The sequence below is a fragment of the Cytophagaceae bacterium ABcell3 genome (assembly GCA_030913385.1).
Taxonomy (GTDB): Bacteria; Bacteroidota; Bacteroidia; order Cytophagales; family Cytophagaceae; genus ABcell3.
Genome location: CP133159.1, coordinates 3,964,938 through 3,984,976 on the forward strand (window position 1 = coordinate 3,964,938; position 20,039 = coordinate 3,984,976).

Here is a 20,039-nt window from a genome sequence, read left to right on the forward strand (position 1 = left end):
AATATTATTCCCCATCGAAATAATAGTCGTCATGATAGGTACCATGGTATGGAGTTCTCCCAAAAGTATACCCCACAGTAAACATACCCTGAGTCTGATGTGGCACATTACCACCTTCAAAGTTTGTAATACTATGGATTCTTCCTAAACCATACCCATATCGCACGCCAATATTAAGTCCGTCTCTAAACTCGTAAGCCAGTCCTACGACACCCGAAAGGTCCATATAATTTCCCCCTAAATGTCTCTGAATATATTCTCTTCCCCGAAAGCCAATATATCTTTCCTGAGAGCCAAGAAAATTAGACAACTGGGGCCCTGCCAATACGTGAAACCCTTTTACAATATTAAAGCGTAAGAAAATTGGTATGTCTAGGTAATCAAAACTTTGTCTGTAAAAAGGAAATGCTTCCTCTGTTGGAGGGTGCACATGTGTTCCTCTTGGCGCATCAAAAGAACGTCTGGAAAACAAGAACTCTGGTTGAATACCAAAGAAACCGGCTATATTTATCTGAGTATAAAAGCCTAAATGGTATCCTCGAAGGCTGTTATCGCCAAATATATTCCGTTCTCCGGCTGATGCAGCCATATTAGTTCCCCCTCTAATACCTATTGAAGATTGTTGTCTCTGAGCAAACAGTGAATTGCTGGTAAAAACAATCCCTAAAACCAAAGACATCACTTTCAAATACAATTTTACTCTTCCCATCTTATCCATCTCTCTTTAATTGTATATCACTAATAAAAAAACAAGTACAAGATATGATTGTTCAAGACATAAAAATTCTCAAATACAAATCGCACAAAACATGTATTAAACAGAACAATGGAACAACAAAACCCTACTATTACACCAAATATTAATACCTATTGAAGATTGTTGTCTCTGAGCAAACAGTGAATTGCTGGTAAAAACAATCCCTAAAACCAAAGACATCACTTTCAAATACAATTTTACTCTTCCCATCTTATCCATCTCTCTTTAATTGTATATCACTAATAAAAAAACAAGTACAAGATATGATTGTTCAAGACATAAAAATTCTCAAATACAAATCGCACAAAACATGTATTAAACAGAACAATGGAACAACAAAACCCTACTATTACACCAAATATTATAACCTAAAAACTCTTGCACCTATACCTCCTATTTTTTATACAAATATATATGCAGGTCAATATTTTGGGCGTTTTTCAGCAGTCCCTAATTAAAAGAAAATTCTTATATTTGATTACCTGTGAATTAAAAAAGGAAAAGCTTTGTTAACCAACATATTTAACGACTAACCATGTTTCCCGAAACAGACCCTAAAGCGCTGGAGGATATAGTAAAAATGAGAATGCCTTTCGGCAAATATAAAGGTACAACCCTATGCAATTTACCTGTAACATATCTTGAGTGGTTTGCCAGAGAGGGTTTCCCTGGCGGTAGACTTGGCATGCTATTGTCTACCATCCACATTATCAAAACAAATGGGTTAGAGAGCCTTCTTGAACCATTAAAAAAAGCAAACAAAAGCTGACCTATTAACAGGCATGGCACAGCATTTGTAAGTCAAAGCAAAAAGAACCGAAAAGACAACTAAAAAACAAAACACCATGGCAGAACAAAACAGCAACATCAAACTTCTAAGATACCTGAGATATGTAGGAATTGCAGAGGGTATTTCTGCAATTGCTTTATTTTTTATTGCAATGCCTTTAAAATACATGGCTGACATGCCTGAAGCTGTAAAATATACTGGATGGGCCCACGGTTTACTATTCATGGCATTCATGGCTATGGTGGCGGTGGTAAAAATGGAAATGAACAAGACCTTTCTTTGGAGCTTCATTGCCTTCTTGGCTTCTATTTTCCCTGGCGGGACGTTTATACTGGACAGACAACTACTGAAAGAAGAAAGAAAGTTAATAGCAGAGCTTCAAAACCCTGCAACAGCGCCAGTTTCATAAGCTCTAACCGATTTCCTCATTAAATCTGGAATATGCAATAGAACTTTTGTTGCGTAGCAAAATAGCTCAAAATCAGTCGCTGCGTTCACTCATGACAAAATCTATCGCATAATTTAGAGTAAAAAAAGCTCCGGATTACTCTGGAGCTTTTTTAGCTATTTCTCCTTTGATTTCCTGCAACATTACAGCTATACTATCCAAAGACACTTCTGGCGATGGAAAGGTAAAAGAAATATAAGCAGAAGCCTCCCAAAGCTCAAGGACTTCAGCAAAAGGCAAACTGTAAGGAGGGTAAGCAGGATTGTCAGAGACTAAAGCAAACTTGTTATTATTACGATCAACCTTAACCCTTTTATACACCACCCCGTCGCTTTGGGTTACCACAAGGTAAGTCTGCCCATCCTTCAACAGATCAAAATCAGGGAGGTATTTACCTATAACAATAGAACCTGGCAACAAGGGCAACATAGAGTCTCCTGATATTTCAAAAGCCCGAAAAGTACCGTTTCTTAAACCCGGAATGCTGACCTTTGGCAGGTCTGCAATAAACTCGGGATCAGAAAACCCATTTAAATAACCAGCAGAAGCTTTTTGAGGAACCAGTGTAACGAGTTCATTTTCATCTTTATCAACAGCTATAGTCAGTATCTTAAGTTTATCGTCCGTAAAGCCATCTCCCCGCTGTGCCTCCAAATCTTCTTTAACCAATTGATCTAATGACACTGAAAAAAAAGAAGAAAATCGCTCTAAATGTGCCAATGTAGGCACAACTCTACCAGTCTCAAGCTGCCCGATCAACGGCCGCCCTAAACCTATTTTATCGGCAAATTGCTGCTGAGTCAAACCAGCCTGTACCCGAAGAAACCGTATATTTTTATGCACAAGCATTTGTTAGCAATAATAACAAAAAACTCCTAATTTATTTATTAATTGTAAACCTTATTTTAAACAAGGCCAATTTGTAGGACTTTATACCCTCCTCTTTGTACTTTTTTACTAAATTTATAGTTACTTTTAACCAGGACTGCGTCAAAGCGTTTTTTTATAGCTCAATAGAAGGTAAAGACACCTTTCAAACTACAAAAACTTTAAGCACGTCCCTATTTTAACTTTAAACCTTAATTTTAAAATAATCTTGAAAAATTCAGTTGTTCTTTATGCAATAGTAGCTGCCATGGGTGGCTTTTTGTTTGGATTTGACACCGCAGTAATTTCAGGTGCTGAGCAAGCTATCCAGGCACGCTGGGATCTTACTGACTGGATGCATGGGCTAGCAGTGGCCATTGCATTGTATGGAACCGTTATAGGCGCACTTTTAGGAGGAAAACCTGCTGATTGGTTCGGAAGAAAGAAAACTTTGATTTTTATAGGTATAATTTATACCATTTCTGCTCTAGGTTCGGCAATGGCCCCTGAGATTTATTCATTTATGATTTTCAGGTTTATTGGAGGTATTGGTGTAGGAGCCTCATCGGTTACAGCCCCTATGTACATCTCTGAAATTTCCCCCGCCAAATCACGAGGAAAACTGGTTATGCTTTTCCAGCTTAACATTGTATTGGGAATTTTTATTGCTTTTTTGAGCAACTATGCACTAGAAGGTGTTTCACCTAACTCATGGAGGTATATGTTGGCAATAGAAGCTGTGCCTGCACTAGCCTTTACAGGTCTTGCTTTTGTCATTGCAGAAAGCCCACGGTGGCTGGTATTGAAAAAGCACGATGAAACCGCTGCGCTACAAGTACTGAACAAGGTAAACCCTGGTAATGAGCAGGAAATGCTCGAACAAATTAAATATTCAGCTAAAGATGTCAAAGGAGACGAAAAACTATTTGTTCCCAGATACTCCAAACTACTGGTAATTACTTTCATTTTTGCTTTTCTTAACCAAGTAACCGGTATTAACGCAGTGTTATATTATGCACCACGGATATTTGAAATGACAGGTTTAGCTTCTGAAGAGTCTCTGCTCAGCACCTCAGGAATCGGTTTAGTAAACATGCTCTTTACAATTGTCGGAATGATACTAATAGACCGTGCAGGCAGAAAAACCCTTATGTACATTGGATCAATAGGCATGGCCTTGTCCTTAGCTTTTCTTGCCAGAGCCTTCTTTATAGACGACTATGCAGGTGTAGCGCCTTTTATATTTGCATTTATTGCCTTCTTTGCCATGTCCCATGGCGCTGTTATTTGGGTATTTCTTTCTGAGATATTTCCTAATGTGGTCAGAGCAGCCGGACAATCGTTTGGTAGCCTTACGCACTGGATTTTTGCTGCCATTATTGCCAACTTGTTCCCCATTTCCCTTGCCGCCTTTGGCGCAGGGGCTGTCTTCGCCTTCTTTGCGACTATGATGGCTTTGCAGTTTTTCTTTATATGGAAGGTAATGCCTGAAACCAAAGGGGTACCATTAGAAGATATTCAGAAAAAGCTAGGGATTGCAGGAAAGGTACCTGAGGAAGAAAAAGTCTAAAGTTTCCGAAAAACCTAATTACCTTAATAAATAGCAATAAAAAAAGAGGAACAGTTAAACTGTTCCTCTTTTCTTATCCTTTAAACTGAAATATGCAATATAAACTTTTGTATTACGCAACAAAAGCTTCAAAAAAAGTCGCTTAAGGCAACATTTTGGGCATTTTCCCTGCACGTCCTATTTTTACTTATCGCAATTCTCATACTCTTCCACTATCTTCACTATATCATCTGCCTCTACCCCTAATTCTCCATTAGAAATTTTTTCGGCCACTGAAGGACAATCTTCAAAAAACTTAGCGCCTTTTTTCTTCCAAAAAAGCCTTTTCCCATCCATTGAAACAGGTTTTTCATCAATCCCCACTCGTTGAACCCCGAATTCGCCATCGCCTATTTTAAGGTAATATAGGTTTACTTTTTCACCTTTAGATATTACACCCATAAATATATCACCTGAATACATCATTGGCTCGACCACACTCGAGAACTTTACAGACTCAAATTTAAGCGGCTGAGAATTTTCTTGGTTCAACACAAAACCTTGAATATGCTTAGGTTTATATGTACGTGCTTTTCTAAGGTTCTCATTGGAATAAAAAACAGCTTTTTTAGCTGTAACAGTACCGAACTTCCCCTCTATGATTTTTCCTTCAGAATCTATAATATGACCGGTAGTTCTTTTATCTTGGCCGAAAGCCATAGAAAATAAACTCGTTACTAACAGGCAAGTAATCCAAATGCTTTTCATTTTTTTATAATTATGATGAATCTAATATTACAAAGGATAAATATACTATAACAAACTATAAAAAAACACCACATACAACAAAAAAATATCATCTACAAAATTCAGAAACCATTTGTGGGTAACAAAAACTGCCAATCAGCCACTTGTATACTTTTAGGGGCATCCTCCCCATTACAGCAGCCGGAATTGTATTGCCGGAATATTAGACATTGTTCTATTTGTCAAAGGAAATAGTTTCTCAAAATATTCAACCAATAAAAGTTACTAAACTAACCAACCGTTGACCTAAGCTGCTTTTCTACCATCCACTTAAGAGCCTGTCTCAAACCTACTTTCCATTATACACCCTACTTTTTTCAGAAAACATTTCTACAGCCTGTCTATCAATAGCGTAAACAGCCATGCAACTTTGCACAAAACCAGATATCAGCTCATACAAGCCCAACCCTATATAACCAAAATCCCTAACATCATACAACATAAGTCGCTCATCTTCGTAACTCCAGCCATCTTCATGCCTTATAGATAAATTTGTCCCGTAAACATCCCATGAGTTATTAGTAGTACCCATATTTAAAGGTGCCCGAGCTCTCCTTGAGTAAATAGCCAAAGGTTTCATTCCTCTTTCGGTATAGTGTACCATCATTCTGATATCAAATGCATAGCTCCTGCCTTTTAGATCAGGCACAGTACCCACATGGTGCCATGTTTTCTCATTTTTAGCTGCATGAGCAGGTGCTGCTTTTACCAACTGCTGAACTATTAAGTTATTATCCTGAAAAGATTTTAACCTGTTTAATGCATCCAAAAACTCATTATCATTAGTTACAGTCATTACCCCTTGTCCTGCATTACTAGTAGGCACCTTTATGACCATAGCCTTATCAAGCATTTGATAATACTCCTGTAGCTGACTATACTCCACATTAAGAAAGGTAGCGGGAGTCAGGATTTGCAGCCCCAGAGGGTCATTTACCTCATTAAACTTTAGATAAGCTTTTTCAGCCATTTCTTTGTTCCTCCCACCTGCAAGGCAAGCTTCTAAAGGATTTAAAAGCAAAGTGCCACACTTTTCAGGGATTAGCTCCCAAGGTTTTTGAGTGACATATCTAAAAGCGGCTCTAATTTTCACCCACCCAGAAGCATTGACCCAGACATACATGACACCGTCTTCAAACTTTACACTTTCGTTGAAGTCGCTACAGTTAACCAAGTAAACATGCTCGTTGAAAACCTCTGCAATGGTAGCTGCATAGCCTATGTTCTCCATCCCATTTTTGTCATACACTACTGCCAAAGCCCCACTTTCCGGCCAACTGTCAACCATGGGTTTAAAAGTCCCCTCTATTAACCTTTTATACCCTCCTTGTTCTACATTCAAATCCAACAGAGGCATACTTTTCTGACCTGAAGGGCAAGAGTTTGTTTCTATCAAAGCAATCCTCCGTTGCCCTAGCTTATTTACAACATACATCAAATCAGTACCAGCCCACTTCAGGTAACTAGGCTTATAAGACAATATGTCTTTTAAAAGCTCACTATCAGACTGGGGGTGCAAGCGGTTATACCGCTCTATTATTTGCTCTGTAGAAAGATTAAGAAAATAAGAAACAAGTGGATGGATATTTGAATTTAACACACGTGGATACCAATGGTCTGTTGGCTCAAAATCTCCAGGCTCTACAATATGCACATTCTTCGAAACAGATAGTTGCATAGGCTATATTTTTCAAGTATTTACTACCACCTCTCCCCCACATTGAGAATTTAGGCCTTATAATAAAAAAACAAGGTCTAAAAGGTTATGTTCAAAACACCCTCACTACATCTAGTAAACCGATCCACAATCTTGATTCATAAGGAAAAAATGGTCAAAAAGTCCAAGATTATATTTCGATGGCTCCATAACATTATTAAACCACTTAAAACCATCAAACCAACTACCATAACCCTAAAATGTGCATAGGAAATACGTGCCAATATTAATTTCCCTATATAAATAGCCAGAACAGCAGACGAACCTGTAAGGAGACCGTAAACAAGTACCTCTTCAGTAATTAGCCCTAACCATGTGTAACTTATAATTTTTGAAACATGAAGAATAACAGCATTTGCGGCCCTGGTACCAATTAGTCCTTCTTTAGAAATACCATAGCTGAGGTAAGCTGAGTTCATCAAAGGACCTACTCCTCCTATAAGCCCAGACAAAAAAGCTATAATAAAACCAATAGGTACAAAATACCAGACCTTAAACTTTTTCTTACCACCTGCAGTCCCCTTATCCCTAAGCTGATAGATAGTAGAGACTAAAAAAAGGCCAATTACAATCTGGAGAAAATCTACAGGTACAATCGCCAACATATTAGCTCCTAACACAGAACCAGCGATGGTGGAAGGGAACAACCAACTGAACAGTTTCCAGTCAATATATTTCCAAAAGAAAAACACTTTTGAGCTACTGCTCATGGCAATACCAATAGTCATTATAGGCGCCACGGATCGCACACCAACAGCAAAAGCAATTAGAGGCATGAGCAGCAGGCTGGCTCCACCTCCAGTTAAAGTACTCAAGACAAAAATAAGGAATGCCCCAAAAATTAAGATAAGCCCATTAATCATAAGCAAGCGTTAAACCTTATTATTTAAAACCACCTAAAAAGGTTATCGTTTAAATAGCTTCTATCCTCTTTTGCCTCTTATCAAAGTTATTTTTACAAGCATAAAAAAAGCCCGGCAGAACTCCCTCTACCGGACTATATATAACCTGACTCAAGAAAACCCTATGCTATACGCCGCTCACATTCCTGGATCGGAATATCGTTGGCGCTCATATCACGGCGTTTCATCAACCCACTTTCATCAAACTCCCAATGTTCATTACCGTGAGTCCGGTACCATTGCCCACTATACGCATGTTGCCACTCATACTCAAATCGAACCGATATCCTACAGTCAGTAAAAGCCCAGAGCTCCTTCATTAACCTATAATCCTTTTCTAAAGCCCACTTCCGAAGTAAAAATTCTTTAATAGCGTCTCTACCTTGAAAAAACTCGGTTCTATTTCGCCAAACAGAATCTTCTGTATATGCCAACGCAACACGTTCAGGATCTTTACTGTTCCAAGCACTCTCTGCGGCTTTCACCTTTGCCTTGGCAGTTTCATACGTAAATGGAGGCACCAATTTCATTGTATTCTGAGGTTATGATTAAAAAATTACCATTTTTTATAAGGAAGGAACTTTCCATTCATAATTACCTTTACTCTATCCCCTTTTGGATCTTCGAGCTTTTCTACATCCATAGAAAAGTCTATGGCAGACATAATACCATCACCAAATTTTTCATGTATAATCTCCTTCAGTGTAGTACCGTATACATAAGAAATTTCAAAAAATCTATAAATTAATGGGTCAGAAGGGACTTCTTGCCCGTTCCCTTTCAATGGGAATGCCTGCAATGCCGCCTCTACATCAGAGTTCAGGTCTAAAAAAGACACTAACTTGGCAGCATATTCAGAAGGTAAAGAGTTTTGGCCAAGACAAGCAGATGTCGTAAACACCTCTGAAAGGCCAACAGCACCAGCAATTTGGTTCCAAGTCAACTTCTTCTTTGCTTTAGCCAAAATTATGGCTTCTGTCATTTCTGTTTTAGTCATCATAATATGTACAATTTAAAATAGTTTACTTAATGTTAAGGCAAACCCCTCCTCTAACCAATATTTAAAAACACTGATTCACAAGTAATTAAAAATAAAAATTAATTACATTGCAGCAGAGGGAAAGCTGTAGCTTTTATTTTGGTTCTTAGGCTGGCTGTCCTTACCGACCCGCTGCTTCCGGGCCTCCTCAGCCAAATCTTTAGAGCGCTTCACAAGGAATTGAATCACATGATTCCTGATTTCATAATATCGGGAGTCATTCAATACAGCTTCACGGTCACGTGGCTTTGCAATGTCCACTTTGACAGACTCTGCAATTTCTGCATAAGGGCCGTTGGTCATTAGCAAAATTCTATCAGACAGTAATATCGCTTCATCTACGTCATGTGTAATCATAAAAATGGTCTGATTTACTTCGGAACAAATACGGACAAGTTCATCCTGTATAACCCCACGTGTCAAAGCGTCAAGAGCCCCAAAAGGCTCATCCATTAAAAGAAGTTTTGGCTCTATGGCAAAAGCCCTAGCAATACCCACACGTTGCCTCATACCACCAGAAAGTTCACTTGGTTTACGCCCTTCCACCCCTGTTAGCCCTACCATTTCCAAATATTTCTGTGCGTGACCTAAAACTTGACTTTCTTTCCATTTAGGCCATCGAGCTTTTACAGCCATAGTAACATTTTTCAACACTGTCAACCAAGGCAAAAGGCTATGGTTCTGAAATATAACACCTCTATCCAAGCTAGGCCCTTGAACCTTGACACCTTCCATCATAATCAATCCTTCACTTGGAGTGTCAAGCCCAGCCAAACTGTTTAATATAGTAGATTTCCCACAACCAGAATGCCCAATGATACATACAAACTCTCCTTTTGCTATTGAGAAGTTTATATTTTCAAAGACCGTCAACCCTTGTTCGCCCTTTTTCTCTGCAGGATACCGTTTAGCTAAATTCTCTATTTTCAAATAATTTTCATTATTCATAAGTCAGGTAGTTTTTGTTCAAATCTTATTCTGTATACACGAAAAGCTTTCCAGCACGATTGATAAGAAAGTCGAGCAACATGCCCACTACACCAATCATAAGCACTGAAAAAATCACACTTGCCAAATCCAGGTTATTCCATTCATTCCATACATAATATCCTATTCCTGTTCCACCTACCAACATTTCAGCAGCCACGATTACCAGCCACGAAATCCCTATAGATATTCTAAGACCTGTGAAAATAGTAGGGGCCGCTGCAGGCAATATGATTTGAAAAGCCTTTTGAAAGGCGTTCATCTCCAAGGTTCGACCTACATTCAACCAGTCTTTTTTAACCGACGCCACCCCAAAAGCAGTATTCATGAGAATTGGCCAAACAGAGCAAATAAATATCACAAAGATTGCAGACATGGCAGAATCCTTAATAATAAACAGCGCCAAAGGCATCCAGGCAAGAGGAGAAATGGGCTTTAACAGCTGAATAAAAGGATCTAAAGCTTTATACATAATCGGTGACATACCAATCAGAAACCCAGCAGGGACAGCTATTATTATAGCCAAGAAGTACCCAAGCAAGACCCGCCCCAAAGAGTAAAAGATTTGTACTCCAATACCTTTATCATTGGGCCCTGCATCATAAAAAGGATTGCTAAGCTCTTGCCAAGCTCTCGAAAAAACTGCTATAGGGCCTGGCAAAGAAGCCTTCTCCTCTGAGGCTCCCATCAAAATTTCATACTCTGTCAACTCTTTTGTTTCCTTTTTCCCTTTACTGGTAAATACTTCACCAAGGATAAAAGCAAAGGCAAATAACGTTAAGCTGATAATAGCGGCATTTATTGTTTCTCTCTTCATATTATTCAGCATTTGTCAGTGAAACTTTCTTTTTGATCGCAAAACTATCCACATAAGCTTCTGGCTTATGAGGGTCAAACTTCTTACCCATGATGTAGTGAGTTTTATAGTTTGAAGAAGGTGGCGTATACCCAAGCTCTTTCATATACTTAGCACATTCAGTAGTTAGGTATACCTGTTCCGAAATCTTTTTATAGTCCACATGGCCATTTATGTAGCCCCAGCGCTTCATTTGGGTAAGGATCCAAACCCCCATTGAATTCCAAGGAAAAGGGTCAAATCCAATTCTATCCGGATCATTCTTAACATTGCCAAGCCCATCGGCATATCGCCCAGTAAGCACCTGTTCCACCACTGTTTGAGGTTGATTAAGATAGTTTGTAGTAGAAATGGCTTCGGCAATACTTTTCCTGTTTTCATGCTTAGCCGAATAATGAGTAGCATCGACAATAGCTTTAAAGATAGCACCATAGGTATTTGGCATAGATGTGGCAAACTCTTGACTGCATGCAAACGCACAACAAGGGTGTCCGTCCCATATCTCTTTGGTGAGCATATGGATAAATCCTACATTTTCAAAAACCGCCCTTTGGTTAAATGGATCTGGAGCCAGATATCCATCAACATTACCTGCACGCAGGTTTGCCACCATTTCAGGGGGAGGAACGACACGAATTTGAATGTCTTTATCAGGATCCAGTCCGCTTTCAGCAACCAGATACCGTAATAAAAAATTATGCATGGAGTACTCAAAAGGTACTGCAAATTTGAAGCCCTTCCACTGTTTAGGACTTCGCTTGTCCTTATGCTTTACATGAAGCGTAATAGCCTGACCATTTATATTTTCGACAGCAGGCATCAAAAAAGGAGCTTTAACCGAACCCGCACCCATGGTAATAGCTAATGGCATTGGGGTGAGCATATGACAGGCATCGTACTCATTGTTCAATGATTTGTCTCTTGCCACAGCCCAACCTGCAGTTTTTATGACATCTACATTAAGGCCATACTTACTGTAAAAACCCATAGGGTGCGCCATAATTATTGGGGTAGCACAAGTAATAGGAACGAAACCTACCTTAAGGTTTTTCTTCTCCAGTTTACCGTTCGACTCTTTAACAGCAGCCTTGAGAGCGTCCATAGGAAAAATAGCAGCCAACGCAGCCATGAATGTAGACTTTCCTACTACTTTAATAAACTGCCGACGCTCCATATCGTTAGGAAAAACAGAACGCACTACAGCGTTTTCAACAGCACGGTCAATGATTTCTTCTTGTGTTTGAGGGATGTCAGCATCTGCACGTGAAGGGGAGCAAGAACTACAGCCACATCCAGAACCGTGGCTAAGCTTTGATTCTGAATCATAAGGGTTATCGAGACTATTAATTGACATAGTTCAATGGGTTTAAGTGGTACAAATATTTAATATTATCCTGTGACCAATCCTACCACTACCTTTGGCTAACCCATGCTCCTACACACTCTTATGCTACATTATGCAGGGTAACACGACTTCGGAACTGCTCCGGCGTCATACTAGTGGCTTTTTTAAATAATCTTATAAAATATGAGTTATCGGTATAATTAAGCGTTTCAGAAATCGAAAAGACAGGGTAATCGGAATGAATAAGCAATCTTTTCGCCTCTAATATGATCCTTTCCTGAATAATATCGCCAGGGGTACGCCCCAAGACTTTTTTACACACACCATTCAACTGCTTTACCGAAAGGCTCATCATTTCTGCATACTCTGACACTGTTTTATGATCTTTAAAATTCTCCTCCACAAGTTGTTCAAACCGATAAAACTGATTGTTTTGATACTTAGAAACCCCCTCTACTGTGCTATTGTCCTCATACCTCCTCTCAATCTCTAAAAGCAGGATTTTCAAATTCAGCTTGATTATATCATGATAGAATTTCCCCTTTCCCAAGTATTCATTATCAATGTTCGAAAAGGTAGCACAAATTGTATTTACAGAATCTTCATCCAACATCATCACTGGTTCATGAACCCTTGTGTAAAAGAAAGGAAGTCTTTGTAATTGGTTAAAATGAAATTCTGTCAAAAGGTATTCTTTGGTAAAGAAGATAATGTACCCATCTATATCCTTAGACAGCTCCCAATTATGTACTTGACCAGGTTTGATAAAGAACATAGCCCCTGTCTTCACATCATATGTTTTAAAATCTATATTATGAATACCGCTACCTTTTGTTATCAATAGCAAAATATAAAAGTCATGGCCGTGTGGTTTATCCAAAAAATTATGCTCTTGAATATGCTTCCCAAACTCACGTATATAAAAGCTATTACCACAGTGCTGACACTGGTTGTAATCTTCAAAATTATCGATTCTATATACAGGAAATTCTTTCACAGTTCCCATGAGCTTTTGTATGTTTTAAAATTATATATTTTAACTTTTTAAAGACAGGACAATTTCTCCCTTGTGTAGGATCAATATAACATTTTTAAAAATAATGGTAAAACACAAACCTTATTTACGTAAAAAAGTGCAATTTTTTATCTTTAAGGTTAAAAAAACAAAATATTAAACCAAAAAAACGTCAACTAAAAACAAAACAACGTTAAAAAACAAACCCAATACACATCATTAAACCAAGCACCTCACATATAAATTATATAAGAACCCACTCTAATAAAGTTGACAATGGAGTAAAAGAGATGAGCTTTACTCTCGTCCTATATTAATAGGAGCAACAATACTATGTCCACTTACCACAATAGTAATAGCGGCAACCTCTTAGTTAATTATGGGGATAAAAAACACCTACAGGCTTTTATTGAAATGAAGAAGACACAAAGAGCGGTCAACATTTAACCTAAAAACCTGCATATTTCAGGTTAAGGGTCATCCAATCCTTAAAAATACTGGTTTTCAACTGTTGTTTAGACTATATCATTATTCACCGCTCTTAAAGCAATTGCCATATTGAGCAAGCAAACTGCATGCTCAACATCTTTCAACTTTCTGATAGAAAACCCAGCCCATCCGGAGTTACTGAATACGTGATGATCGACTACCCATCCCTGATGAACTAGCTTAGCTTTGACAGTTTTTGAGAGAAGTACATCAAGAAGGCCATTGCTGTGAATATGTCCAACTTCTTTTCCATTGAAACGGAATTCACGCCCGCCATACCTATGCAGACCGATTGAAATGTCTTTCTGTTTTAAAAGCGTTTCTTCAACAGCCTCTATAGCCTGAATCACCTCCCTGTGGAACAACATATACCATATCCACATCAAGCTGTCAAAAACCAAAGGGAACAAAGGGAACCTTTTAAACCAACCTAAATATTTGACCACAAAATGGAACATCAGATTTTCTCTTTATCATTTTCTGCCAATATTTTTATATGCTCCATTACCCGAATATGTACTTTTCTGGTAATGTCTTCTGCCCAAAGGTCATAGTACCAAACCGGAAATACGTTGAGCCTATACCAACTGATCCCTGTCAGAAGTGTAGAGCCATCGGGGTTTTCTTTCAAAATAAATTGACCACGGGTAATAGCTATATGACCTACAATCTCAGGGTCGTCAGGTTGTTTGGTCACATCAAAAGTATAACGAGCGTATTTTTCATACTCAGAGACCACCTCATCAAATACCGCATTATTGCTAAAAATGCACTTTCTCCATACTCCAATCGAATCTCCACCTGCCGTTGACTGAATAGGATAAGGCAACCCTATTTTAAAAAGCCAGTATTCAGGTTCTGTTTTATTTTCAGGGTGCGCTCCTATATACCTCCAAACAACTTCAGGAGGTGCATTTACCACCATTTCGTCACCGACCATATTTTCATAGTGGTGTTCAGAAAAAGTATCATAAACAAATATCCCCAGAAGCAGAAGAAATGTACTAGCCCTGATTTTTCCCCGGCCTTGTTTATACATATATTTTCCCCATGCTATCCCAACCCACATAAATCCCAGAATAAGCGGACTCACAATAAGCAGACAAATATAACCTTCGCCCATAAATACGGCACTGAGCAGAATTCCTGTAAGGGTATTCACCAAAGACCATACAAAATATGAGGACGTTTTATCAGAAAAGCGGCGCCAGTATTTTACGGCCACAAGTCCCATTCCTATAGGCAAAAGCACAAATTCTGAAAAAATAAGCACCCCGCCCACACCTGTATTGAGATGCATAATAAAATGCGCAAGCGCAAAACCGGCAAAAGCCAATAGATTTGAATAAAAGATCCCTTTTATAACAAGAATAGTTTTCTCACTATCAGTTGGTTTCATACATTTATAATTAATAGTTTTAAAAAATTCACCTGCTATTTTATATCAGCACTCAACATTTCTTCTGCTGATGCTTTAACATGTTCATTCCTGAGCAATAATAGCTTACGCAGATATGTGGCTAAAAAAAGCTTGTCCAGCAATTTACCTGCCCACCCAAAAGGAGACTCAAAGTAAAAGACATCTTTCATAATGGTACCTTCCGGCGCCTTTTCAAAAAAATGATCATGTTTTAGCGTCTTAAAAAATCCCTTGACCATTACATCCCTGAAGTGAAAAGGTGGACTAAAAATTTCAATACGGGAAGTCAATCTCTGACGGACACCCAAATGCGTCGCCTCCCAAGTAACTTCCTCCCCACCTTTTATAAGCCCTGAGGTAACGCCAGCAACCGCCTTTTCTCTGCTCTCGCTCATGCTTTGCTGATGCAGGTCGATGCTTCTCGCCAGATCAAAACACCTGTCAATTGGTGCGCATATCTTAGTTTTTAAAGTTATCTGTGGCATCATTTATTTAGTTTAACCTGAAATAGAATTTTCTAATGCATAGCAAAATAGCTTGAAATCAATCGCACCCTAACTATCTCGAAAATTCATTCTCCCAGAATGGTATAGTATCAGAGAGTCGTTTCCCTGTTAGAGCCTGAGCCGGTTCTGGACTGGCTATGTTATCCATAAATAGCAGATCATATTGTCCTTTGGAAATCAGCTTCGGAACCAATACAGCCAATAAGTTCCTTATAATTGGGTCAGCCACGCTACGAGGCACTTCGAGAAGTTTAATTTTACGCCCCTTTGCCTGAGACAGCAGTTTTACAAGCGATTTATAAGAAAGAGCTTCAGGCCCTGAAATTTCCAGAACGCCACAATAATTGCTTTCACACAAATGCATAATTGTCCATACCAAATCATCCACCATGACAGGCTGTAACTTATGGGTCGGGAAACCAGCAGGAACAGGCAACCAACCAAAGGTATAAGCAGCTATTTCTGACAAAAACCGAACCTTCTTGATCATGACCGTACCGGGAGTACAAACAACAGAAGGCCGCACCACCACCGAGTTTTTATGGCTCAACAACTCTTTATCGGCCAAACCTTTAGTACGAAGAAAGTCGCTATAGGAATGTTCATCAGCCCCTAGGACGGAAACCTGGATTAACCGAGGGTTACCCACCTTTTCCCTGTTTTTTATGATCAAGCTTGTTAAACCTTGGTGCACTTTTTCAAAAGAATTGTTTGGGCTTTCCAAAATGCAGCCAATGCAGTTTATCAACACATCAATTTTTCCCAACGTAGCCCAGTCATCTTTATAAGGATCAAATTTTACAGTTCCCGCCTCACCTTTACGGGAAGTCCCCCGAACATTAAACGCCCTATTTGCGACTAAACAATTCTGCAAGTATGCTCCTATTTGACCTGTAGCCCCTAATATTACGACAGTCATATTTCCTCCTTTCTGGCCGGAAGCCATTGATAGTAAATGGTCTCAGGAACCCGGTAAGCCCCTTCGAAACGGGCGGTTTTAAAAAAGTTGGTTTGAAAATCAATAAGCAGAACAGGCAACAACGGCCATTTTTCTCGCTGTATTTGTGTTACCATGAGTTCATTGTCTACCAGACTGTAAGCACGATCCAGCGCACCAATTTTCCGTTGTAGGTTCACTAAAGCTTCATTAGGCTCTTCGAGCGCTTCCCCCAACCGGTATTTGAGAAATTTGCTGCCTTGTCTTATTTCTGTATCGCCATTCTTATCTGTAAATTCTGCCTTTTCCAGTTTATAGCTAGTAAAAAAATTGCCTCCCAGTTTAACTAAAGCTTTGTCTGTAAAAGACCTGTAAAAAAAGACACCTTGGTTTTCGCCTCCGTTAACAGGAGCATCTTTTACCAGAAGCCGGAAAGCAATATGGCGGTAAGCAAAATTAAATACCTCAGGGAGAAAACTTGGCTTCATCTGCCTGAGACGAACATCAACCATAGAGAACAATACCCTGTCATTCTCCCATTCCACCGGATCGAGCGGATAGTTTATATGTTCACCAAGTTCTGTTTTACGTACAGAAAAATTCACCAGGCGCACGTCATGCAATTCACCAGAATATTTGATAGGAAGTGTCTTAAAAGTATCCATAGTAGTTTGGTTTAAAGTGGATTAAAATTGTAAAAAAGCACCATACCGAAAGCAGCCCCGGAAATAAGAAACAGCAACCAGCACAGAGACCACATTTTTGATAACTGCAAGTACTGAACCCTACCGATGTGCATATAAAACATACAGGAAAAACTAGCCACAAGGGATACCACCGGAACAATCCACAGATCTGAAAACCGGCTGACAATAATCCATGGCACCTGAACCAGCAATCCATAAACCATTATAGTACCTAAGTGTCCAGCATAATCAATAAACTTAGCACTTTCCAATAAAACACCTGCAAAAACAAGCTGGAGCAACCATCCTGTGCCAGCAATCAAAACGCCCCACATTATGGATTCCCCTACAGGTACATAAGAGAAAAACTGTCGGAAAGACAAGGCCAGCAAACCAGTCAAAATAATAGCTACCAAAAAAGCGATGCCGATATAAGACAGCCTATACCTTAAAATCCTGTCCGGCAAACATTCACAGGTAAAGGTGCTTTTAGGAGTGGTCATTATATAGCGGTTGTTTGCCTGCACATTGTACAAAAACGCAAACAAACGAAACAGCAAAGGAATGTCGAGCAACCATTTAAGAAATCTGTATTTACAAGAAAATATGTAAGCAACCCCTTCTGCCCCATACATTGTACTCCCACCTGCTGTATCTACTACGGCCATCATATTCCGGAACCTTGCCAAATCTACTTTGACATAGTGCTCAGGTGGCAGTTCAGCCAACGCCCGCACCCTCTCCTCCGGAATACTGCACAACCATGTCACCACCTTTTTCATAGAAGAACATACTTTACAGTTGCTGTCATAAATTATCAGCTTGTTACCTAAACTATACATATCATCAAGTATTAATATTAAACAATTCAAAACTTTCAGAAATTATTGAAACTTTAAACCAAAAAAATTTCTACTTTATTTAAACAGTTTCAAAACTGAACCGAAAAACCAGTTTTCTTCAGCTTTTACCATAGTATCTATTGTTTTATCTGCGTTGGATGCCATTCTCTTAATATCAGAAACTTGCTTTTTAAACAATTGCACAGATTTATCATTTTGGTCGCCTTCCACTTGGCTGACCCGGTCAAGCACGGACAGTATAGGTTCCAATTCCCTTTTCTTACGTTCTTTTGCTACCTGTCGCGCAATTTTCCATACATCTTTTTCCGCCCAAAAAAACTCTTTTCTTTCCCCCTGTTTATGCACCTTGTCCACAAGTCCCCAATCCATCAATTCACGCACATTCATATTCACGTTTCCTCGTGAAATGGTAAGTTCTGCCATAATTTCCTCCGAGCTCAAAGCTTCTGGTGAAATCATCAAAAGTGCATGAATCTGCGCCATAGTTCTATTTATGCCCCACTTGGTCGCTAGCACACCCCAGGCCTGTATAAACTCCGATTTTGCGTCTTCAAATTTCATGAACTTACTTATTTATTATACCCCAAAGTTAACAATAAGTTTTTAAACTTTCAAAACTTATTGAAAGTTTAATTATTCATAAATTTCACTCAAAAAAATTATCTCGGTTATTTAGGTTTATAAACGTATAAAAACAGGTTACCGGCACTTGTTTCACCTGTAAAATATAGCTCGTGCTTGTGAGGAAAAAGAATTTTAATATTTGATATATCCGAAAATGCCGCAAATTTACCATCGAGGGCATTGATATTTTTTGCAAAGGGATCTGCTTCCCATAGCTTACCATCATCTACATACCAAAAACGATCTCCTGAAACTGCCAAAGGTATGCTACTTCTTGGAACATTTTGAAGCGACTGAAGCACAGTAGTGCCTTGGCCCGTGCCATCGCTTACCCAAATATCAAAAACTGACGCTTCTGTTAATGTGTAAAAAACCAATTTATCATTGACTACAGATAGTTCAAAAGGCACCCCCTCTCCTAGTGTTTTAATTTTTTCTGTTCCTTTTGCTGTGCCATTTGTTTTCCATAGTTCAGAATGGTAGTCGTAATAGTGAAAAAAATACACATAACCATCATGTCCTTTGGTATAGCAGTCAATAACACCTATATTTGAAAAGTCATCAATGGTTTTCACTTTCATTGCACCATTGCTTTTCTCATCTGAAGTCCACAGTTCCCGGAAATAATTTTTCCTATTGTATCCTTCTATTGAAAAATAAAGTTTACTTCCTAACACTCCTAGCGTTCCGATTCTCGCATTCAGGCCATATTCGTTAAAACACGCTAAGATCTTAGTCCCACGGTTCCTGCCATTACTTTTCCACAACCTATTATCTTTGGTCTTAAAATAAACATGCTTATCGCTGGAAACTAATAAACCATTGCTTCTATCAAAACCGTCCTCTTGTCCTGGTATCAGATCAGCGACAAGTTGAGGATACCTACCTTTACTACTTCTCCATAGCTCTCTGCCTACTTCTCCATCATCTGCTATAAAAAACATATCTCCCCCTTGAGCCACAAAATTATCCAGACTACGAAAAGTTTTTAATTTCAAGCAACTTCCTTTGTAATTGTCGTAACAATAAAGGTCAAATGAGCGCTTTGAGATACTAGAAAAATATACATACCTACCCTTTAGCACACCTTTCAAAGACAGACCTCTTTCCTCTGCCAAAACAGAAGAAGTACCTGTTTCCGGACTGAACCTTACAAGTCTATCACCCTCAACAATAAGTAAATCATCTTTAATTGGAGATACTTTCGCATTATTTGAACTGAGTTCTATAAGTTGCACAGGCTGTCCTTCACAAATAAAAAAAGCAAGAGTTAAAATCAGCGTAAATATGAATTTCATAGAAACTAAAACTCATAAAAACCGTCTTAGTTCAGAGTACAATAAAGATTCTCCATAACAAAAAAACAGCAATAATTTCATCAGCCTAACATAATTTTACTTATATTTATCGACCTCAAAAACACTTTTATACAAAG

22 protein-coding genes are annotated in these 20,039 nt (G+C 38.8%); 3 read left to right on the forward strand and 19 right to left on the reverse strand.

Annotation, left to right across the window (positions count from 1 at the left end; translation table 11 throughout):
* Nucleotides 1–4 precede the first annotated feature (4 nt).
* The gene (locus tag RCC89_16050) at nucleotides 5–709 is read right to left on the reverse strand and encodes a porin family protein (protein ID WMJ74666.1); all 705 of its coding nucleotides are present in this window, start codon (nucleotides 707–709) and stop codon (nucleotides 5–7) included.
* A gap of 583 nt (nucleotides 710–1,292) precedes the next feature.
* Between RCC89_16050 and RCC89_16055 the strand changes: the two genes are divergently transcribed.
* Nucleotides 1,293–1,526, forward strand: coding sequence for a DUF3820 family protein (locus RCC89_16055; GenBank protein WMJ74667.1), 234 nt, complete (start codon nucleotides 1,293–1,295; stop codon nucleotides 1,524–1,526).
* Between the two features lie 76 nt (nucleotides 1,527–1,602).
* Nucleotides 1,603–1,956 (forward strand): DUF3817 domain-containing protein, encoded by a 354-nt coding sequence (locus RCC89_16060; protein WMJ74668.1) that lies wholly within the window; start codon nucleotides 1,603–1,605, stop codon nucleotides 1,954–1,956.
* Between the two features lie 135 nt (nucleotides 1,957–2,091).
* Here the strand turns inward: RCC89_16060 and RCC89_16065 are convergent, their stop codons facing one another.
* Nucleotides 2,092–2,844 (reverse strand): LexA family transcriptional regulator, encoded by a 753-nt coding sequence (locus RCC89_16065; GenBank protein WMJ74669.1) that lies wholly within the window; start codon nucleotides 2,842–2,844, stop codon nucleotides 2,092–2,094.
* A gap of 247 nt (nucleotides 2,845–3,091) precedes the next feature.
* Here RCC89_16065 and RCC89_16070 point away from each other — a divergent pair, with 247 nt between their 5' ends.
* Nucleotides 3,092–4,432, forward strand: a complete 1,341-nt coding sequence (locus RCC89_16070; GenBank protein ID WMJ74670.1) for a sugar porter family MFS transporter — start codon at nucleotides 3,092–3,094, stop codon at nucleotides 4,430–4,432.
* Between the two features lie 183 nt (nucleotides 4,433–4,615).
* Here the strand turns inward: RCC89_16070 and RCC89_16075 are convergent, their stop codons facing one another.
* The 17 genes from RCC89_16075 to RCC89_16155 all read right to left on the reverse strand — a co-directional run bounded on the left by RCC89_16075 (nucleotide 4,616) and on the right by RCC89_16155 (nucleotide 19,902).
* Entirely contained in the window at nucleotides 4,616–5,179 is a 564-nt protein-coding gene (locus RCC89_16075; GenBank protein WMJ74671.1) for a hypothetical protein, read from the reverse strand.
* Nucleotides 5,180–5,507: 328 nt separating this feature from the next.
* Nucleotides 5,508–6,896 carry a hypothetical protein gene (locus RCC89_16080; GenBank protein WMJ74672.1) on the reverse strand — a complete coding sequence of 463 codons (1,389 nt, stop codon included), beginning with the start codon at nucleotides 6,894–6,896 and terminating at the stop codon, nucleotides 5,508–5,510.
* Nucleotides 6,897–7,033: 137 nt separating this feature from the next.
* Nucleotides 7,034–7,798 carry a sulfite exporter TauE/SafE family protein gene (locus RCC89_16085; protein WMJ74673.1) on the reverse strand — a complete coding sequence of 255 codons (765 nt, stop codon included), beginning with the start codon at nucleotides 7,796–7,798 and terminating at the stop codon, nucleotides 7,034–7,036.
* Between the two features lie 161 nt (nucleotides 7,799–7,959).
* Nucleotides 7,960–8,367: a nuclear transport factor 2 family protein gene (locus RCC89_16090; GenBank protein ID WMJ74674.1), complete on the reverse strand. Its 408-nt coding sequence runs from the start codon at nucleotides 8,365–8,367 to the stop codon at nucleotides 7,960–7,962.
* Nucleotides 8,368–8,393: 26 nt separating this feature from the next.
* Nucleotides 8,394–8,837, reverse strand: coding sequence for a cyanase (gene cynS, locus RCC89_16095; GenBank protein ID WMJ74675.1), 444 nt, complete (start codon nucleotides 8,835–8,837; stop codon nucleotides 8,394–8,396).
* Nucleotides 8,838–8,939: 102 nt separating this feature from the next.
* Nucleotides 8,940–9,824, reverse strand: a complete 885-nt coding sequence (locus tag RCC89_16100; GenBank protein ID WMJ74676.1) for an ABC transporter ATP-binding protein — start codon at nucleotides 9,822–9,824, stop codon at nucleotides 8,940–8,942.
* Between the two features lie 25 nt (nucleotides 9,825–9,849).
* Complete coding sequence (gene ntrB, locus RCC89_16105; GenBank protein WMJ74677.1) at nucleotides 9,850–10,680, reverse strand: nitrate ABC transporter permease; 831 nt, start codon at nucleotides 10,678–10,680, stop codon at nucleotides 9,850–9,852.
* Between the two features lies 1 nt (nucleotide 10,681).
* Complete coding sequence (locus RCC89_16110; protein WMJ74678.1) at nucleotides 10,682–12,073, reverse strand: CmpA/NrtA family ABC transporter substrate-binding protein; 1,392 nt, start codon at nucleotides 12,071–12,073, stop codon at nucleotides 10,682–10,684.
* Between the two features lie 91 nt (nucleotides 12,074–12,164).
* Nucleotides 12,165–13,061: an AraC family transcriptional regulator gene (locus RCC89_16115; GenBank protein WMJ74679.1), complete on the reverse strand. Its 897-nt coding sequence runs from the start codon at nucleotides 13,059–13,061 to the stop codon at nucleotides 12,165–12,167.
* Between the two features lie 533 nt (nucleotides 13,062–13,594).
* Nucleotides 13,595–14,026: a DUF5519 family protein gene (locus RCC89_16120; protein WMJ74680.1), complete on the reverse strand. Its 432-nt coding sequence runs from the start codon at nucleotides 14,024–14,026 to the stop codon at nucleotides 13,595–13,597.
* Nucleotides 14,026–14,967: an SRPBCC family protein gene (locus RCC89_16125; protein ID WMJ74681.1), complete on the reverse strand. Its 942-nt coding sequence runs from the start codon at nucleotides 14,965–14,967 to the stop codon at nucleotides 14,026–14,028. Before RCC89_16125 ends, RCC89_16120 begins: the two co-directional genes overlap by 1 nt.
* Nucleotides 14,968–15,002: 35 nt before the next feature.
* Nucleotides 15,003–15,383 (reverse strand): SRPBCC family protein, encoded by a 381-nt coding sequence (locus tag RCC89_16130; GenBank protein ID WMJ74682.1) that lies wholly within the window; start codon nucleotides 15,381–15,383, stop codon nucleotides 15,003–15,005.
* Between the two features lie 163 nt (nucleotides 15,384–15,546).
* Nucleotides 15,547–16,440, reverse strand: a complete 894-nt coding sequence (locus RCC89_16135) for a hypothetical protein (GenBank protein WMJ74683.1) — start codon at nucleotides 16,438–16,440, stop codon at nucleotides 15,547–15,549.
* Nucleotides 16,410–17,096, reverse strand: coding sequence for a DUF2071 domain-containing protein (locus tag RCC89_16140; protein WMJ74684.1), 687 nt, complete (start codon nucleotides 17,094–17,096; stop codon nucleotides 16,410–16,412). The genes RCC89_16135 and RCC89_16140 overlap by 31 nt, the downstream gene beginning before the upstream one ends.
* Before the next feature lie 11 nt (nucleotides 17,097–17,107).
* Entirely contained in the window at nucleotides 17,108–17,959 is an 852-nt protein-coding gene (locus RCC89_16145; GenBank protein ID WMJ74685.1) for a DCC1-like thiol-disulfide oxidoreductase family protein, read from the reverse strand.
* A gap of 75 nt (nucleotides 17,960–18,034) precedes the next feature.
* On the reverse strand, nucleotides 18,035–18,541 hold the full coding sequence (locus RCC89_16150) for a transcriptional regulator (GenBank protein ID WMJ74686.1): 507 nt from the start codon (nucleotides 18,539–18,541) through the stop codon (nucleotides 18,035–18,037).
* A 107-nt stretch (nucleotides 18,542–18,648) separates the two neighbouring features.
* Nucleotides 18,649–19,902, reverse strand: coding sequence for a hypothetical protein (locus tag RCC89_16155; GenBank protein WMJ74687.1), 1,254 nt, complete (start codon nucleotides 19,900–19,902; stop codon nucleotides 18,649–18,651).
* Nucleotides 19,903–20,039: the final 137 nt, after the last annotated feature.